The sequence below is a fragment of the Aquamicrobium terrae genome (genome assembly GCF_040545735.1).
GTDB classification, from domain to species: Bacteria; Pseudomonadota; Alphaproteobacteria; order Rhizobiales; family Rhizobiaceae; genus Mesorhizobium; species Mesorhizobium terrae_A.
Genome location: NZ_JBEPML010000002.1, coordinates 282,700 through 296,915, shown reverse-complemented (window position 1 = coordinate 296,915; position 14,216 = coordinate 282,700). Strand labels below are relative to the sequence as shown.

Below are 14,216 nucleotides of genomic sequence, written 5' to 3'. Positions count from 1 at the left end.
CCGCCGGAACTCAATCGCAGTTATCTATGACATGCGCCGCTAAGCAGTGGCGCATGTTTTGTTTTCTGCTGCGAGAGCCCGCCCATGATGCGTCAGTATGAGCTTGTCGAGCGCGTCCAGCGCTACAAGCCGGACGTCAACGAGGCGCTGCTCAACAAGGCCTATGTCTATGCCATGCAGAAGCATGGCCACCAGAAGCGGGCTTCGGGCGATCCCTATTTCTCGCATCCGCTCGAAGTCGCGGCCATCCTCACCGACATGCGGCTCGACGAGGCGACCATCGCCGTAGCGCTGCTGCACGACACCATCGAGGACACCACCGCCACGCGCGCCGAGATCGACGAACTGTTCGGCTCGGAAATGGGCAGGCTGGTGGAGGGGCTGACCAAGCTCAAGAAGCTCGACCTGGTGTCCAAGAAGGCGGAGCAGGCCGAAAACCTGCGCAAGCTGCTGCTCGCCATCTCCGAGGATGTGCGCGTCCTGCTGGTCAAGCTGGCGGACCGGCTGCACAACATGCGCACCCTCGGCCATATGCGCGAGGACAAGCGGCTGCGCATCGCCGAGGAGACGATGGAAATCTATGCGCCGCTGGCCGGGCGCATGGGCATGCAGGGCATGCGCGAGGAGCTCGAGGAACTGGCCTTCCGCTACATCAACCCCGAAGCGCACCGCATGGTGACGCAGCGGCTGGCCGAAATCTCCGAGCGTGCCAGGGATGTACTCAACGACATCGAGAAGGCGCTGTCGGCGCTGTTCGTGAAATACGAGATCCACGCCGAGGTCACCAGCCGCCAGAAGAAGCCCTGGTCAGTGTTCCGCAAGATGGAGACCAAGGCGCTGTCCTTCGAGCAGCTTTCCGACATCTTCGGCTTCCGCGTCGTGGTCGATACCGTGGAGGGTTGCTACCAGGCGCTCGGCGCCATCCACACCACCTGGTCCATGGTGCCCGGCCGGTTCAAGGACTACATCTCGACCCCGAAGCAGAACGGCTACCAGTCGATTCACACCACCATCGTCGGCCCCTCGCGCCAGCGTGTCGAATTGCAGATCCGCACCCGCGAGATGAACGAGGTGGCCGAATACGGCGTCGCCGCGCATTCCATCTACAAGGACGGCGTTTCCAAGAACGGCGGCGGGCGCGATCTTTCCAACGAGACCAGCGCCTATGCCTGGCTGCGGCGCACCATCGAGCAGCTTTCCGAGGGCGACAATCCGGAAGACTTTCTGGAGAACACCAAGCTGGAGCTGTTCCAGGACCAGGTGTTCTGCTTCACGCCCAAGGGCATGGTGATCGCCCTGCCGCGCGGCGCAACGCCCATCGATTTCGCCTATGCCGTGCACACCGATGTCGGCGACAGTTGCGTCGGCGCCAAGGTCAACGGCCGCATCATGCCGCTGATGACCGAGCTGAAGAATGGCGACGAGGTCGAGATCATCCGCTCCAAGGCGCAGGTGCCGCCGGCGGCGTGGGAATCGATCGTCGTCACCGGCAAGGCCCGTTCCGCCATCCGCCGGGCGACCAAGAACGCCATTCGCAAGCAATATTCCGGCCTCGGCATGCGCATCCTCGAACGTGCCTTCGAGCGAACCGGCAAGCCCTTCTCCAAGGACAGCCTCAAGCCCGTGCTGCCGCGGCTGGCGCGCAAGGATGTCGAGGACGTGCTGGCGGCGGTCGGGCGCGGCGAACTGTCGTCGGCAGACGTCATCAAGGCCGTGTTCCCCGACTACAAGGACGAGCGCGTCACCGCGCCGGTGCCGAAGCAGCGCGAGGAAGGCTGGTCGCGTATCCGCAATGCGGCCGGCATGCTGTTCCAGCTTCCGGGCCGCTCGTCGCGCAAGGGCAAGAGCCAGCCGAAGGACGGCGCCCTGCCCATTCGCGGCGTGCGTGGTGACCTGCCGGTGACCTTCGCGCCGGAAGGGGCGGTGCCGGGCGACCGCATCGTCGGCATCGTCCAGCCCGGCTCCGGCATCACCATCTATCCGATCCAGTCGCCGTCGCTGACCGCCTTCGACGATCAGCCCGAACGCTGGATCGACGTGCGCTGGGACATCGACGAGAACAACCGCGAGCGCTTCCCCGCCCGCATCTCGGTGACGGCCATCAATGCGCCCGGTTCGCTGGCCGATATCGCACAGGTGGTTGCATCCAACGACGCCAACATCCATACCCTGTCGATGGTGCGCACCGCGCCCGACTTCACGGAAATGCTCATCGACATCGAAGTGTGGGACGTGAAGCATCTGAACCGGCTGCTGTCGCAGCTCAAGGAACATCCCTCCGTGAGCACCGCACGGCGGGTCAACGGCTGACTTCAGCCGTCTGTCGAAATGGAATTTGCGAAACGATGAATACTGCCGAAGTGCTCGATGTCTTCCGCTCCGCCGGCGCCGTGCTGGAGGGGCATTTCATTCTCACCTCCGGCCTCCGGAGCCCGGTTTTCCTGCAGAAGGCGCGTGTCTTCATGCATGCCGACAAGACAGAGAAGCTGTGCAGGGCGCTGGCAGCGAAGATCCGCGCCGAGGTGGACGGCCCGATCGACTATGTCGTGGGCCCGGCCATCGGCGGGCTCATTCCCGCCTACGAGACCTCGCGCCATCTCGGCGTGCCGGCGGTCTGGGTGGAGCGCGAGCAGGGCGTGTTCAGGCTGCGCCGCTTCGAGCTGGAGAAGGGCGCGCGCGTCGTCATCGTGGAGGACATCGTCACCACCGGCCTGTCGATCCGCGAAACGATCGCCTGCCTGCGCGACCTTGGGGCCGAGGTCGTGGCCGCCGCCTGCATCATCGACCGTTCGGCCGGCAAGACCGATGTCGGCGTGCCGCTGATCGCGCTGGCCGAATATGAGGTGCCGGCCTATCCGGCGGACGCGCTGCCGCCCGAGCTTGCCGCGATCCCCGCGGTGAAGCCCGGCAGCCGCAACATCTGAACTTGCCATGATTATCGGTATCGGCAGCGACCTGATCGACATCCGCCGCGTGGAAAAGTCGCTGGAGCGCTTCGGGGAGCGCTTCATCAGCCGTGTCTATACCGATATCGAGCGCGCGCGCTCCGAGGCCCGGCGCGAGCGGGCAGCCTCCTATGCCAAGCGCTTCGCCGCCAAGGAAGCCTGCGCCAAGGCGCTCGGCACCGGCATTTCCTACGGGGTGTTCTGGCGCGACATGGGCGTGGTGAACCTGCCCGGCGGCAAGCCGACCATGGCGCTGACCGGCGGGGCGGCCGCGCGGCTGGCGAAGATGCTGCCGCCCGGCCATGAGGCCGCGATCCATCTCACCATCACCGACGATTTTCCGCTGGCCCAGGCCTTCGTCATCATCGAGGCGCTGGCCGTGAGGCAGGAGCCGTGAGGCGGCGACGCAGGAATTTCGCCGCCATAACGCCACATTGATCGTGCCTCACCGCCGGTCTGTGGTGTTTCCGGGCGTTGCTCCCGGCGCGTTCAGCCCTTATAGAACCAACGCATGAATGAGGACGACATGAGCGTGGCCGACAAATCCCGGAAGAAATCAGGCGGACTTGGGGAAACCTTCAGTGTCATCGTCCAGGCGCTTCTTCTGGCTCTCGTCATCCGGACCCTGCTGTTCCAGCCCTTTTCGATTCCCTCCGGGTCCATGCGGCCGACGCTTCTGGAAGGCGACTATCTGTTCGTCACCAAATGGGCTTATGGCTACTCGCGCTATTCGCTGCCGTTCTCGCCCAACCTGTTCTCGGGCCGCATCTGGGGCGGCGAGCCGGAACGCGGCGACGTCGTGGTGTTCAAGTTCCCGCCGAACCCGTCCATCGACTACATCAAGCGCGTCGTGGGCCTGCCCGGCGACAAGATACAGATGCGCGGCGGCCAGCTCTTCATCAACGATGTGGCGATCCCGCGCGAAAAGATCGGCCAGATCGACAATCCCGACATCACCGAGGTGGCGCGTCCCGTCGATGTCTATCGCGAGACGCTGCCCAACGGCGTCAGCTACGATACGCTCGACCTGACCCCGAACGGCATCGGCGACGACACGCGCGAGTTCATCGTGCCGGAAGGCCATTATTTCATGATGGGCGACAACCGCGACAATTCGGCCGACAGCCGCTTCAGCGTCGGTTTCGTGCCCTATGACAATCTGGTCGGCCGCGCCAACATCATCTTCTTCTCCATTGCCGGCGGCGCCAGCCCTCTGGAGGTCTGGAAATGGCCGAGCGACGTGCGCTTCGGCCGTCTGTTCGACTTCATTCGTTAGGCCCATGGTCGCGCCAAAGCGATTGACCGCCGAGCAGCTTGCCGAGGCGTTGCGGGAGCGCACGGGGCATGAGTTCCGCGACAAGCAGCGCTTGCAGCGCGCGCTGACCCATGCCAGTGCGCGCAGCGCCCAGGCCGGCCTCGACTACGAGCGCTTCGAGTTCCTTGGCGACCGGGTGCTGGGGCTCGTAGTGGCCGACATGCTGCTTGCCGCCTATCCCGATGCGGTGGAAGGCGAGCTTTCGCTGCGCCTGAACGCGCTGGTCAATGCCGAGGCGCTGTCCGGGATCGCCGAGGAGATCGGGCTGGCGGACCTGATCCGCGCCGGTTCCGACGTGCGCAACCTTGCCGCCCGCAAACGCGTCAACCTGCGCGCCGACGCGCTGGAATCGCTGATCGCCGTGCTCTATCTCGACGGCGGGCTGGAGGCGGCGCGCGCCTTTATCCACCGCTACTGGCTGCCGCGTTCGCAAGCCATGGCCAAGGCGAAGCGCGATCCCAAGACCGAATTGCAGGAATGGGCGCATCAGGCGGCTGCCGCCACGCCCGCCTACAAGGTGGACGGGCGCGAGGGACCGGATCATGATCCGGTGTTCACCGTCAGCGTCCAGGTGGGCGCGCTGGCCGCCGCGCAGGGCAGGGGGCGCTCCAAGCGCGAGGCCGAACAGGCTGCCGCCACCGCCATGCTGGTGCGCGAAGGCGTATGGGCCGAGGAAGGGAATGCGCCATGAGCGAAGCTGAAACCACGCCTGCCACCCGTTCCGGCTTCGTGGCGCTGATCGGCGCGCCCAATGCCGGCAAGTCCACGCTGGTCAACCAGCTCGTGGGAACCAAGGTTTCCATCGTCACCCACAAGGTGCAGACGACGCGCGCGCTGGTGCGCGGCATCGCCACCCATGGCCAGACGCAGATCGTGTTCGTCGACACGCCGGGCATCTTCAAGCCGCGCCGGCGGCTGGATACGGCCATGGTCACCACCGCCTGGGGCGGGGCCAGGGATGCCGATATCGTGCTGGTGCTGATCGACGCCGAGCGCGGCATCAAGGGCGACGCCGACACCATCCTCGAACGGCTCGCCGATGTGCGCCAGCCCAAGGTGCTGGTGCTCAACAAGGTCGATCGCGTCAAGCGCGAGAATCTGCTGGCCTTGGCTTCCGCCGCCAACGAACGCGTCGCCTTCGAGCGCACCTTCATGGTTTCCGCGCTCACCGGCTCCGGCTGCGAGGACCTGCTCGACTATCTGGCGCAGATGCTGCCTGCCGGCCCCTGGTATTATCCCGAGGACCAGATTTCGGACCTGCCGATGCGCCAGCTCGCCGCCGAGATCACCCGCGAAAAGCTCTATCTGCGCCTGCATCAGGAGCTTCCCTATTCCTCCCATGTCGAGACCGAGAAGTGGGAGGAGAAGAAGGACGGCTCGGTGCGCATCGAGCAGGTCATCTATGTCGAGCGCGACAGCCAGAAGAAGATCGTGCTCGGTCACAAGGGCGAAACCATCCGCGCCATCGGCGAGGCTTCGCGCAAGGAAATCGGCGCTATCCTCGAACAGAAGGTGCATCTCTTCCTGTTCGTGAAGGTGCGCGAGAACTGGGGTGACGACCCCGAGCGCTACCGCGAAATGGGGCTCGATTTCCCGACCTGATTGCGGCTCGCAGGACAGGATTCGCGATCTCCGCGATTTCGCGGCCGGCGCATTTGCGCTACACTTGGCCCTCAGCTCGGGAGACGCGCGATGTCCTACATCAGTACCGTGACCGACAACGATCCTGCGTCCAGAACGGCGCAGATGTTCGCCAAGGCGCAGGCAGGTTATGGATACCTGCCCAATATGGTGAAGGCCTTCAGCCATCGCCCGGAGGTCATGGAGGCATGGAACGGCCTGCTTGCCAGCATCAAGAAGGGCATGGATCTGCGCCGCTATGAACTGGTGACGCTGGCGGCGGCCAGGGAACTGCGCAGCTCCTACTGCATGCTAGCCCATGGCAACGTGCTGCTGCACGGCCATTTCACCCCGGCCGAGCTTCAGGCCATCATCGAGGACAGCGATGCCTCGCCGCTCAACGAGGCGGACCGCGCCATCATGCGCTTCGCCGCCAAGGTGGTGCGCGATGCCACCTCGGTCGATGCGGACGACATCGACGGCCTGCGCCGTCATGGCCTTTCCGAGGGCGAGATCTTCGACATCGTCGCCGCGGCGGCGGTGCGCTGCTTCTTCAGCAAGACGCTGGACGCCCTCGGCGTGCAGCCGGACGGCGCCTATCACGAGATCGATCCGAAGCTGAAGAAGGCGCTGATCGTCGGCCGCGACATCGATGCGGGCTACGACCTGTCCCAATCCGCCTGAGGCCGGTTGCGCTTGATTTCGGCACGGAAGCGGTGACAAGGTCGCGCCATGGAGTGGCGAGACGAGGGAATCATTCTTGGAACCCGCAGGCATGGCGAAACCAGCGCCATCCTCGAGGTGATGACGCGCACCCATGGCCGGCATCTCGGCCTTGTGCGCGGCGGCCGCTCGCGCAAGCTCCAGCCGGTGCTTCAGGCCGGCAACCGGGTCGACCTGATCTGGCGCGCGCGCCTCGACGAGCATCTGGGCACCTTCCAGGCCGAGGCGCTGGAGATGAATGCGGCGCGGCTGATGGACAGCGCGGTTGCCGTCTACGGGCTCCAGCTTCTGGCCGCGCATCTGCGCCTGCTGCCGGAACGGGATGCCCATGCCGGGCTCTACGGGACGCTTTTGGTGATGCTGGAGCACCTGGACGATCCCGCCGCCGCCGGCGAACTGGTGGCGCGCTTCGAGCTGATGGTGCTGGAGGAACTGGGTTTCGGTCTCGACCTCGGCGAATGCGCCGCCACCGGCCAGCGCACCGACCTCGTCTATGTCTCGCCGAAATCCGGGCGGGCCGTATCGCGGATGGCGGGCGAGCCGTGGCGGGACAGGATGCTGGCCCTGCCGGCCTTTCTGGAGCGGGGCGCCGGCTGCCGCGCCGATGCGCCGGCGCTCGAAGACGCTTTTCGCCTTTCGTTTTATTTCCTCAACCGCCATGTCTATGAGCCGCGTGGAATCGAGCCCCCCGATGCGCGCGCAGGCTTCCTGCTGGCGCTGCGCCGGCATTTCGCCGCCGGGCAGGCGCTGGAGGGTGGCACAGCCGCATGAAGGTTACACGGCCCGTCGCCTGTAGCCGCCAATCCTGAGGGGCCTCATGTACGAGATCGCCATCATTGCCATCATCGTGCTCTTCGTCATCGTCACGAAGCAGCAGAAGCGGCTGAACCGCGTCGAGACGGAACTGGGCGCGCTCCGCAAGGTGACTGCGGGCGGCATCGTTCCCGTTGCAGGCGCCGAGGTGGCGGAGGCCGGAGAGCAGGCGCCCGCCTCCCTCGCGCAAGCGGAAAGCGAACCGGACGCGGCCGACGAGGTCGAGGACGCCCCGGGGCCGTGGGGCAAGGTGGCGGCCGCAAGCGTTACCCCAGAGGACGCGGTTTCGGGCGAGCCCGAGGCGAAACCGGCCCAGCCCGGGACGAAGCCCGGCAAGCGCGACATCGAGACCGCGCTCGGCACCCGCTGGGCGGTATGGGTGGGCGGTATCGCGCTGGCGCTCGGCGGGCTGTTCCTGGTGCGCTACACCATCGAGGCCGGCATATTCGGTCCCGGCGTGCGCCTGACCATGGCGGGGCTGTTCGGCCTGCTGCTCGCCGGCGCCGGGGAGTTCGTGCGGCGCACTGGCTGGCGCACGCCGGTGGCGGGCGCGGCTGGCGCCTACATTCCCGCCATCCTGACGGCGGCCGGCGCCTTCACCCTGTTCGGTGCGGTCTATGCCGCGCATGGCGTCTATAGCTTCATCGGCGCGGGAGCGGCCTTCTTCCTGCTGGGGCTGATCGCGATCGCCACCATCGTCGCAGCACTCGTCCATGGGCAGGCGCTCGCCGGCATCGGCCTTTTGGGCGCGCTGGCGACGCCGGCACTGGTCGCGAGCCAGGCGCCGAGCGCATGGGGCCTGTTCGGATATCTCGCCGTCATGCTGGCCGCTGCCGGCGTCATCGCCGGCATGCGCCGCTGGCACTTCCTGATGGGAGCGAGTTTCGTCGGCACCGGCCTGTGGACGCTGGTCTACATGGCCGGGGTGACCCTTCCGGATTTCGCGGTCCTGCTGGTGTTCAGCGCCGTCACGCTGGCGGTGCTCGTCTTCGTATGGCTGTCCGGCGCGGCGGAGAAACCAAGGGTGGATTTCGTCGCCATCGTTCCCGCCTTCTTCGTCGGCGCCACAGCGCTGGCGCTGTTCGTCATCCCCGACATTGCCATCAGTGGCGGCCCGGCGCGGGCGGCGATCATCGTCGCCATGATGGTGGCCGCTGCCGTCTGGCGCCCGGCCGCGCAAGCCGTGCTGCATGCCGCCGGCATCGTGACGGCGCTGGCCTATCTCCAGATGATGCCGATCCTCGATCTGCATGCGGAATTGTCGTCGGGCACCATGATCCTGGACGGCATGGCGTTTGCCGTCAGCCGTTCCAGCATCGTCCCTGTCGGCCTTGTGCTGGCGCTGCTGTTTATCGGCGCAGGTCTGTGGTCTGCCCGCCGCCATCTGAATGCCTCCCCATGGCTGGCTGCCATGTGGACGTTCTGGGCGGCGGCGGTGCCCCTCGTCATCCTGCTGACGTCTTGGGTGACCTTCGGCAATATCGACCGCGATCCCGTTCATGCCGTGGTGGCGGTTCTGCTTTGCGCCGGCTTCATGGTTGCCGCGGAAGGGCTGGCGCGCGCCGAACAGCCGCCGCAGAAGGGAGGCGCGGCCGTTTCCTGCGCACTGGCCGGCGCGGCCACGGCGTGGCTGCTCTTCCTGCACATGGCCTTCGGCTCCGGCATGACCACTGTCCTGCTCGGCGCTTCCGCCGTCGTGCCGGCGCTCGCCACGCGCCGTCGCGCCTGGCCGGCGCTCGGCTGGCTCTCGGCGGCGGCGGTGGTGGCGGTGCTTGCGCGTGTCGCCTTCGACCCCACCATCGTCGGGGCCGAGTTCCTGTCGCGCACGCCGGTGTTCAACTGGCTGTTGCCCGGCTACGGCATTCCGGCGCTCGCCTTCGGCTTCGCCGCCTGGCAACTCGCCCGCACCACCAACGGGCGCCCGCGCCTCATCATGGAGGCCGGTGCGGCGCTGTTCGCGCTGCTGGCGGTGGCGATGCTGGTGCGCCATGCCATGCATGGCGGGGTTATCGATTCCGGTGCGCCGACGCTTGCCGAACAGGCGATCTATACATTGCTTGCACTCGGCGCGGGCGGCATCCTTGTCGCCCTCGACATGCGTTCTCCGAGCCCGGTGCTGCGCATCGGCTCGCTGGCGGCGGGCGTGGTTTCCGCACTCTTCATCTGCGGCCAGCATTTCCTTGCCCTGAACCCGCTGGTCACTGACGAATCGACCGGCAGCATCCCGGTCTTCAACCTCCTGTTCCTCGCCTATCTGTTGCCGGCCGTCGCCGCCTTCGCGCTGGCCTGGTACGCGCGCGGCAAGCGGCCGAAATGGTATTCCTCGATGCTGGCGCTGATGGGCGCGCTCCTGGCCTTCGCCTATGCCACGCTGTCGGTGCGCCGGCTGTTCAAGGGCGAATACATCGCCTGGTGGAGCGGCATGGAGCAGGTGGAGACCTACAGCTATTCGGCGTTGTGGCTGGCCATGGGTGTGGCCTTGCTGGTCGCCGGTGTGCGCTTCGGCTCGCAGGTGCTGCGCGTGGCCTCCGCCGCGCTGATCGCCATCGCCGTGCTCAAGGTTTTCCTGTTCGACATGTCGGAGCTGGAAGGGGTGCTGCGCGCGCTGTCCTTCATCGGGCTCGGCGCGGTGCTGATCGGCATCGGCCTGTTCTACCAGCGCCTCCTGACCAGTGCGGCCGTCGCAGGCAGGGCGGAGTGAGGGGCAGGACTGTCAGCGGATTTCGATGTCGGTCAGCAGCCACTCGCCCGACGCCGCAAGATATTTGAGGTCGACGACATAGCGCGAGCGGATCTGTGCTCCGAAGCCGTTCTGCGCGTCCACCCACGCGACGACGCGGAAAGCGCATCCGGGTTTCTGCGTCACCGAGACCTGATTGTCGGTGTACCAGGGAAACTTCGCGGTTGAAGGCGCCTTCAGATTGCGGGTCACGAACTCCTGCGACATGACGAAGGCCATCGTCGTGTCACCGCATTTCCTGGCCAGTTCGGCGGCTTCCTTCTCCGCCTTTCTGGCAGCCTCGGCGGCCTGCTGTTCCGCTTTCTTCCTGGCATCGAGCACTGCCTGCTCGGCCTCGCGCTCCGCTTTCAGCTTTGCCGCCGCCGCTTTTTCCGCTTCGGCTCTGGCCGCCGCTGCCGCGCGTTCTGCCTGTGCGGCGGCCTTGCGTTCGGCCCGTGCCTGTTCCAGCTCTTCCCGGGAAGCGAGGCCATAGTCGAGATAGACGAACTGGTTGCACCAGATGACGGCGGCGAGGGACAGGACGAACAGGCCGGCGGCCAGCTTCAGATGCAGGAGAGCGCTTTTGCGCCACCGCTTCCTGAAAAGGCGCATAATTGAAACGACAAACCACAATCCCGAAAGCAACCACACGATTGCTCCGAGCATGATGCCCGTTTCAAACATCGATACCCCCACTCCGTTCCCCATCGGCATCTTTGCGCAGATTTGGAGGAACGCCAATAGGACAGGGGCTGGAAGGCTCAGGCGGGTTTTTCCATCGCTTCCAGGTAGGCCGCCTGCAGTTCCGCAAACACCGAGCGCGCCGGTTGCGGCGCGTCGAGGTGGAGGCTGCGCAATTCGGCCATGAAGGCCTCCCACAGGTCGGGCCCACCTTTTTCCAGCAGTTCCGCCCGCACGGAAAGCTGCCGCGACACCGGCGTGTGCCGGCGGCCCCATGCGCCCATGGCGGCGAACACCGGCACAAGCTGGATGGCCGGTTCGGTGAGGCTGTAGATGCTTTTCTGGCTGTGGCTGGGGTCGGCGCGTTTCCACAGCAGCCCGTTGGCCACCAGCCGCTTCAGGCGGTCGGCCAGGATGTTGGAAGCGATGCCTTCCTCCGAATTGTTCAGCAACTCGCGGAAATGGCGCCGGTTGCCGAACATGATGTCGCGAATGACGATCAGGCTCCAGCGGTCGCCCAGCATTTCCAATGTCAGATTGATCGGACAGCCCGATCGGTGGGCGCTTTGCATTTTGTCCGGATTTCCCTTTTGCCAAAACTGATTGCAAAATAGGATTGGTCTTGCTATTGAGCAACCGGTTGCGAAGTGCAATCACAATCAAATGATGGGAGAAGGACGATGTCGAAAGTGGTCCTGTCCATGTTCATGACGCTGGACGGTTACTTCGCCGGGGAAGACGGGACGTTCATCCCGCCGCAATGGTCCGACGACATGGAGGCCTGGGCGCTGGAGGCGATGGAACAATCCGGCCATTTCCTCTACGGCCGCGTCAATTTCGAATTCAACAAGGCCTTCTGGGAAACGGCCGATACCGACCCCGAGAGCCCGGCCGCCGGCATCGCCTATGCGGGCCAGATGAACGCCAAGCCGAAGACCGTGTTTTCCCGCACGCTGTCGGGCGATCCCGGCTGGAACACCACCTTGGTGAAGGATGATCTGCCCGGCGCCGTCGCGCGCCTGAAGGCGTCGAACGAGAAGGACCTGTTCCTGTTCGGCGGCGGCAGGTTGGCGCGCAGTTTCGTCGAGCTGGACCTGATCGACGAATATCGCCTTTTGGTGCGGCCTGCGCTGCAAGGCAAGGGCATGCGCCTGTTCGAAAACGGCTCGCGCTCCATCGATCTCGATCTTGTCGAGACGCGGGCATTTGATACCGGGGCGGTTCTGTTACGCTATCGTCGTCAAGGAGAGGCCTGACCATGGCACTGGAGCTTTATGCGCATCCGTTTTCGTCCTTTTGCCAGAAGGCGTTGATCGCCCTCTATGAGAACGACACGCCCTTCGACTACGTCATGCTGTCGCCTGAAAATCCGTCGGCGATGGAAAAGCTGCAATCGCTGTGGCCGATGGCGAAGTTTCCGATGCTTATGGATGAGGGGAGGCCCGTTCATGAAGCCACCATCATCATCGAGCATCTGCAGGCTTTCCATCCGGGGGAGGTGCGCCTGATCCCGGACGATCCGAAGCTCGCGGTCGAGGTGCGTTTCATGGACCGCTTCTTCGACAACTATGTTTCCACGCCGCAGCAGAAGCTTGTCTTCGACGTGCTGCGCAAGCCCGAAGATCGCGATCCGAAGGGCGTGGAAGATGCGAAGCGGATGCTGGAAAAAGCCTATGGCTGGCTGGATGCCCATCTGGCGGGCCGCGAATGGGCGGCCGGCGATAGTTTCAGTCTTGCTGATTGTGCGGCAGGCCCGGCGCTTTTCTATGCCGACTGGTCGCACCCAATACCGGAAAAATTCGCCAATGCGCGCGCCTATCGCAGCCGCCTGAACGGCCGCCCGTCCTTCGCCCGCGCCATCGACGAGGCGCGGCCTTACCGTGCATTTTTTCCGCTAGGCGCGCCGGACCGCGATTGAGCCGTTGCCGCGCAGCTTTTCCAGCGCGGCGAAGCGCTTGAGGAAGGCGTCCTGCGCTACCGTCACCGAGCGTGGCGTCACGTCGAACCTGTCGGGACTGATGCCGCGCGGCCGGCCGAAGAACTGGGCGGCTTCGGCCGTGGAAAAGCCGGCCAGCAGCGTCGCTTCGAAATAGGCGGCGACCTGGTCGGCCCGCTTGATGTCCTTGACGAGGCCGGCCGGAAGCTCGGCCGGCAGCGAGAAGCGCAGATGGATCGCCCGCTGCAGGCGCTTCTCGCATTCCTTGTAGCCGCCGCCGACCACCGACTTGAACGGCGAGATCATGTCGCCGATCACATATTCCGGCGCGTCGTGCAGAAGCGCCGCCATCCGCGCTTCGGGTGAGGCTGCCTTGGCTTGTGCGCAGAAGATGGCTTCCACCAGAAGCGAATGCTGGGCGACGGAAAAGGCATGCGGGCCGACGGTCTGGCCGTTCCACCGCGCCACGCGGGCAAGGCCATGGGCGATGTCGGAAATCTCGATATCGAGGGGCGAGGGGTCGAGCAGGTCGAGCCGGCGGCCGGACAGCATGCGCTGCCAGGCGCGCGGCGGTGCGCCGGGGCGGTCGGCCATCAGGCGCCCTCCGAAGACGTCGCGTCCTCCGGGAAGGTGAATTTCGCCCAGCCGGGAATGGCAAGGGTGACTGGGACATCGCCCGCGAGGATGGACTTGTCCGCATCGATCGCGCTCTTCACCCGGTCGATGCGGGCGATGGCGAGGCCATGGCTGCCGCTGACCGAGCCCAGCGTGCCGACCGCGCGTCCTTCGACGGTGAGCTCCGTGCCGGGCGCGGGCAGGGGGCTGTCGGCGGTGGCGATCAGCACGCGCCGCCGCGCCGTGCCGCGATGCTGCATGCGCGACACCACTTCCTGGCCGACATAGCAGCCCTTGGCAAAGCCGACGCCGCCAACCTGGTCGAGAAGCACGTCATGCGGGAACGCATCGCCGAGCTGGTAGTCGAGGCCGCTTTCGGCGACGCCATGGGCGATGCGGAAGGCCTGCCACGCCTCGATGTCGCCGCCTTCGCCTGCCGCGCCATAATCACGCGTGACGTTGCCCGCCGCGAAACGCATATCGCGCAGCGCCGTTGAATCATTATCTGAACCGGCTGAATCAGCCTGCCAGGCGACGGTCACAACCACCTGTTCCGGCTTGGTAATCTCGGCTTTGGCGCGCAGCTTGTAGAGCAGGAGGCGGCGGTGGAAATCTGCCGCCACATCTGCCCGGCATTCGAGCCGGAACGTTTCCGGCCCGGCCCGCGAGATCAGGAAATCGAACAGTATCTTGCCCTGCGGCGCAAGCAGCGCGCCGGGTTTCACCTCGCCATCCTCGAGTGTATCGAGGTCGACTGTCAGGATGTTCTGCAGGAAGTGCTCGGCCTCGGGGCCGGACACGAGAATGATGGCGCGGTCTTCGAGATGGGCGAAAGGCATGGGCGGGAGC

The 14,216-nt window shown here is 65.5% G+C and carries 15 protein-coding genes; 11 read left to right on the top strand and 4 right to left on the bottom strand.

The window, feature by feature from the left end; translation table 11 throughout:
• The first annotated feature begins 84 nt into the window (after window positions 1-84).
• From ABID37_RS03995 to ABID37_RS03955, 9 genes are all read left to right on the top strand, one after another.
• The gene (locus tag ABID37_RS03995) at window positions 85-2,310 is read left to right on the top strand and encodes a RelA/SpoT family protein (RefSeq protein WP_354192779.1); all 2,226 of its coding nucleotides are present in this window, start codon (window positions 85-87) and stop codon (window positions 2,308-2,310) included.
• A gap of 35 nt (window positions 2,311-2,345) precedes the next feature.
• On the top strand, window positions 2,346-2,924 hold the full coding sequence (gene pyrE / locus ABID37_RS03990) for an orotate phosphoribosyltransferase (RefSeq protein ID WP_354192778.1): 579 nt from the start codon (window positions 2,346-2,348) through the stop codon (window positions 2,922-2,924).
• 7 nt (window positions 2,925-2,931) lie between these two features.
• Window positions 2,932-3,342 carry a holo-ACP synthase gene (gene acpS / locus ABID37_RS03985; protein WP_354192776.1) on the top strand — a complete coding sequence of 137 codons (411 nt, stop codon included), beginning with the start codon at window positions 2,932-2,934 and terminating at the stop codon, window positions 3,340-3,342.
• 129 nt (window positions 3,343-3,471) lie between these two features.
• On the top strand, window positions 3,472-4,221 hold the full coding sequence (gene lepB / locus ABID37_RS03980) for a signal peptidase I (RefSeq protein WP_354193052.1): 750 nt from the start codon (window positions 3,472-3,474) through the stop codon (window positions 4,219-4,221).
• A 4-nt stretch (window positions 4,222-4,225) separates the two neighbouring features.
• Window positions 4,226-4,951: a ribonuclease III gene (gene rnc / locus ABID37_RS03975; protein ID WP_354192775.1), complete on the top strand. Its 726-nt coding sequence runs from the start codon at window positions 4,226-4,228 to the stop codon at window positions 4,949-4,951.
• Window positions 4,948-5,862 (top strand): GTPase Era, encoded by a 915-nt coding sequence (era, locus tag ABID37_RS03970; RefSeq protein WP_354192774.1) that lies wholly within the window; start codon window positions 4,948-4,950, stop codon window positions 5,860-5,862. The genes rnc and era overlap by 4 nt, the downstream gene beginning before the upstream one ends.
• A gap of 90 nt (window positions 5,863-5,952) precedes the next feature.
• Window positions 5,953-6,564 (top strand): carboxymuconolactone decarboxylase family protein, encoded by a 612-nt coding sequence (locus tag ABID37_RS03965; RefSeq protein ID WP_354192773.1) that lies wholly within the window; start codon window positions 5,953-5,955, stop codon window positions 6,562-6,564.
• A 48-nt stretch (window positions 6,565-6,612) separates the two neighbouring features.
• Entirely contained in the window at window positions 6,613-7,374 is a 762-nt protein-coding gene (gene recO / locus ABID37_RS03960) for a DNA repair protein RecO (protein ID WP_354192772.1), read from the top strand.
• Window positions 7,375-7,420: 46 nt separating this feature from the next.
• The gene (locus ABID37_RS03955; protein ID WP_354192771.1) at window positions 7,421-10,117 is read left to right on the top strand and encodes a DUF2339 domain-containing protein; all 2,697 of its coding nucleotides are present in this window, start codon (window positions 7,421-7,423) and stop codon (window positions 10,115-10,117) included.
• Between the two features lie 12 nt (window positions 10,118-10,129).
• On the opposite strand, the gene ABID37_RS03950 is transcribed toward ABID37_RS03955, so the two are convergent.
• Together ABID37_RS03950 and ABID37_RS03945 are read right to left on the bottom strand one after the other, a co-directional pair.
• A complete protein-coding gene (locus tag ABID37_RS03950; RefSeq protein WP_354192770.1) occupies window positions 10,130-10,747 on the bottom strand; it encodes a hypothetical protein in 618 nt (205 codons plus the stop codon).
• 149 nt (window positions 10,748-10,896) lie between these two features.
• On the bottom strand, window positions 10,897-11,388 hold the full coding sequence (locus ABID37_RS03945) for a winged helix-turn-helix transcriptional regulator (protein ID WP_354192768.1): 492 nt from the start codon (window positions 11,386-11,388) through the stop codon (window positions 10,897-10,899).
• Window positions 11,389-11,496: 108 nt separating this feature from the next.
• Here ABID37_RS03945 and ABID37_RS03940 point away from each other — a divergent pair, with 108 nt between their 5' ends.
• Window positions 11,497-12,072 carry a dihydrofolate reductase family protein gene (locus tag ABID37_RS03940; protein WP_354192767.1) on the top strand — a complete coding sequence of 192 codons (576 nt, stop codon included), beginning with the start codon at window positions 11,497-11,499 and terminating at the stop codon, window positions 12,070-12,072.
• A 2-nt stretch (window positions 12,073-12,074) separates the two neighbouring features.
• The gene (locus tag ABID37_RS03935) at window positions 12,075-12,734 is read left to right on the top strand and encodes a glutathione S-transferase family protein (RefSeq protein WP_354192766.1); all 660 of its coding nucleotides are present in this window, start codon (window positions 12,075-12,077) and stop codon (window positions 12,732-12,734) included.
• Here the strand turns inward: ABID37_RS03935 and ABID37_RS03930 are convergent.
• The gene (locus ABID37_RS03930) at window positions 12,711-13,349 is read right to left on the bottom strand and encodes an HD domain-containing protein (RefSeq protein ID WP_354193051.1); all 639 of its coding nucleotides are present in this window, start codon (window positions 13,347-13,349) and stop codon (window positions 12,711-12,713) included. The two genes, ABID37_RS03935 and ABID37_RS03930, sit on opposite strands and share 24 nt — an antisense overlap.
• Complete coding sequence (gene ygfZ, locus ABID37_RS03925) at window positions 13,346-14,206, bottom strand: CAF17-like 4Fe-4S cluster assembly/insertion protein YgfZ (RefSeq protein ID WP_354192765.1); 861 nt, start codon at window positions 14,204-14,206, stop codon at window positions 13,346-13,348. Before ygfZ ends, ABID37_RS03930 begins: the two co-directional genes overlap by 4 nt.
• Window positions 14,207-14,216: the final 10 nt, after the last annotated feature.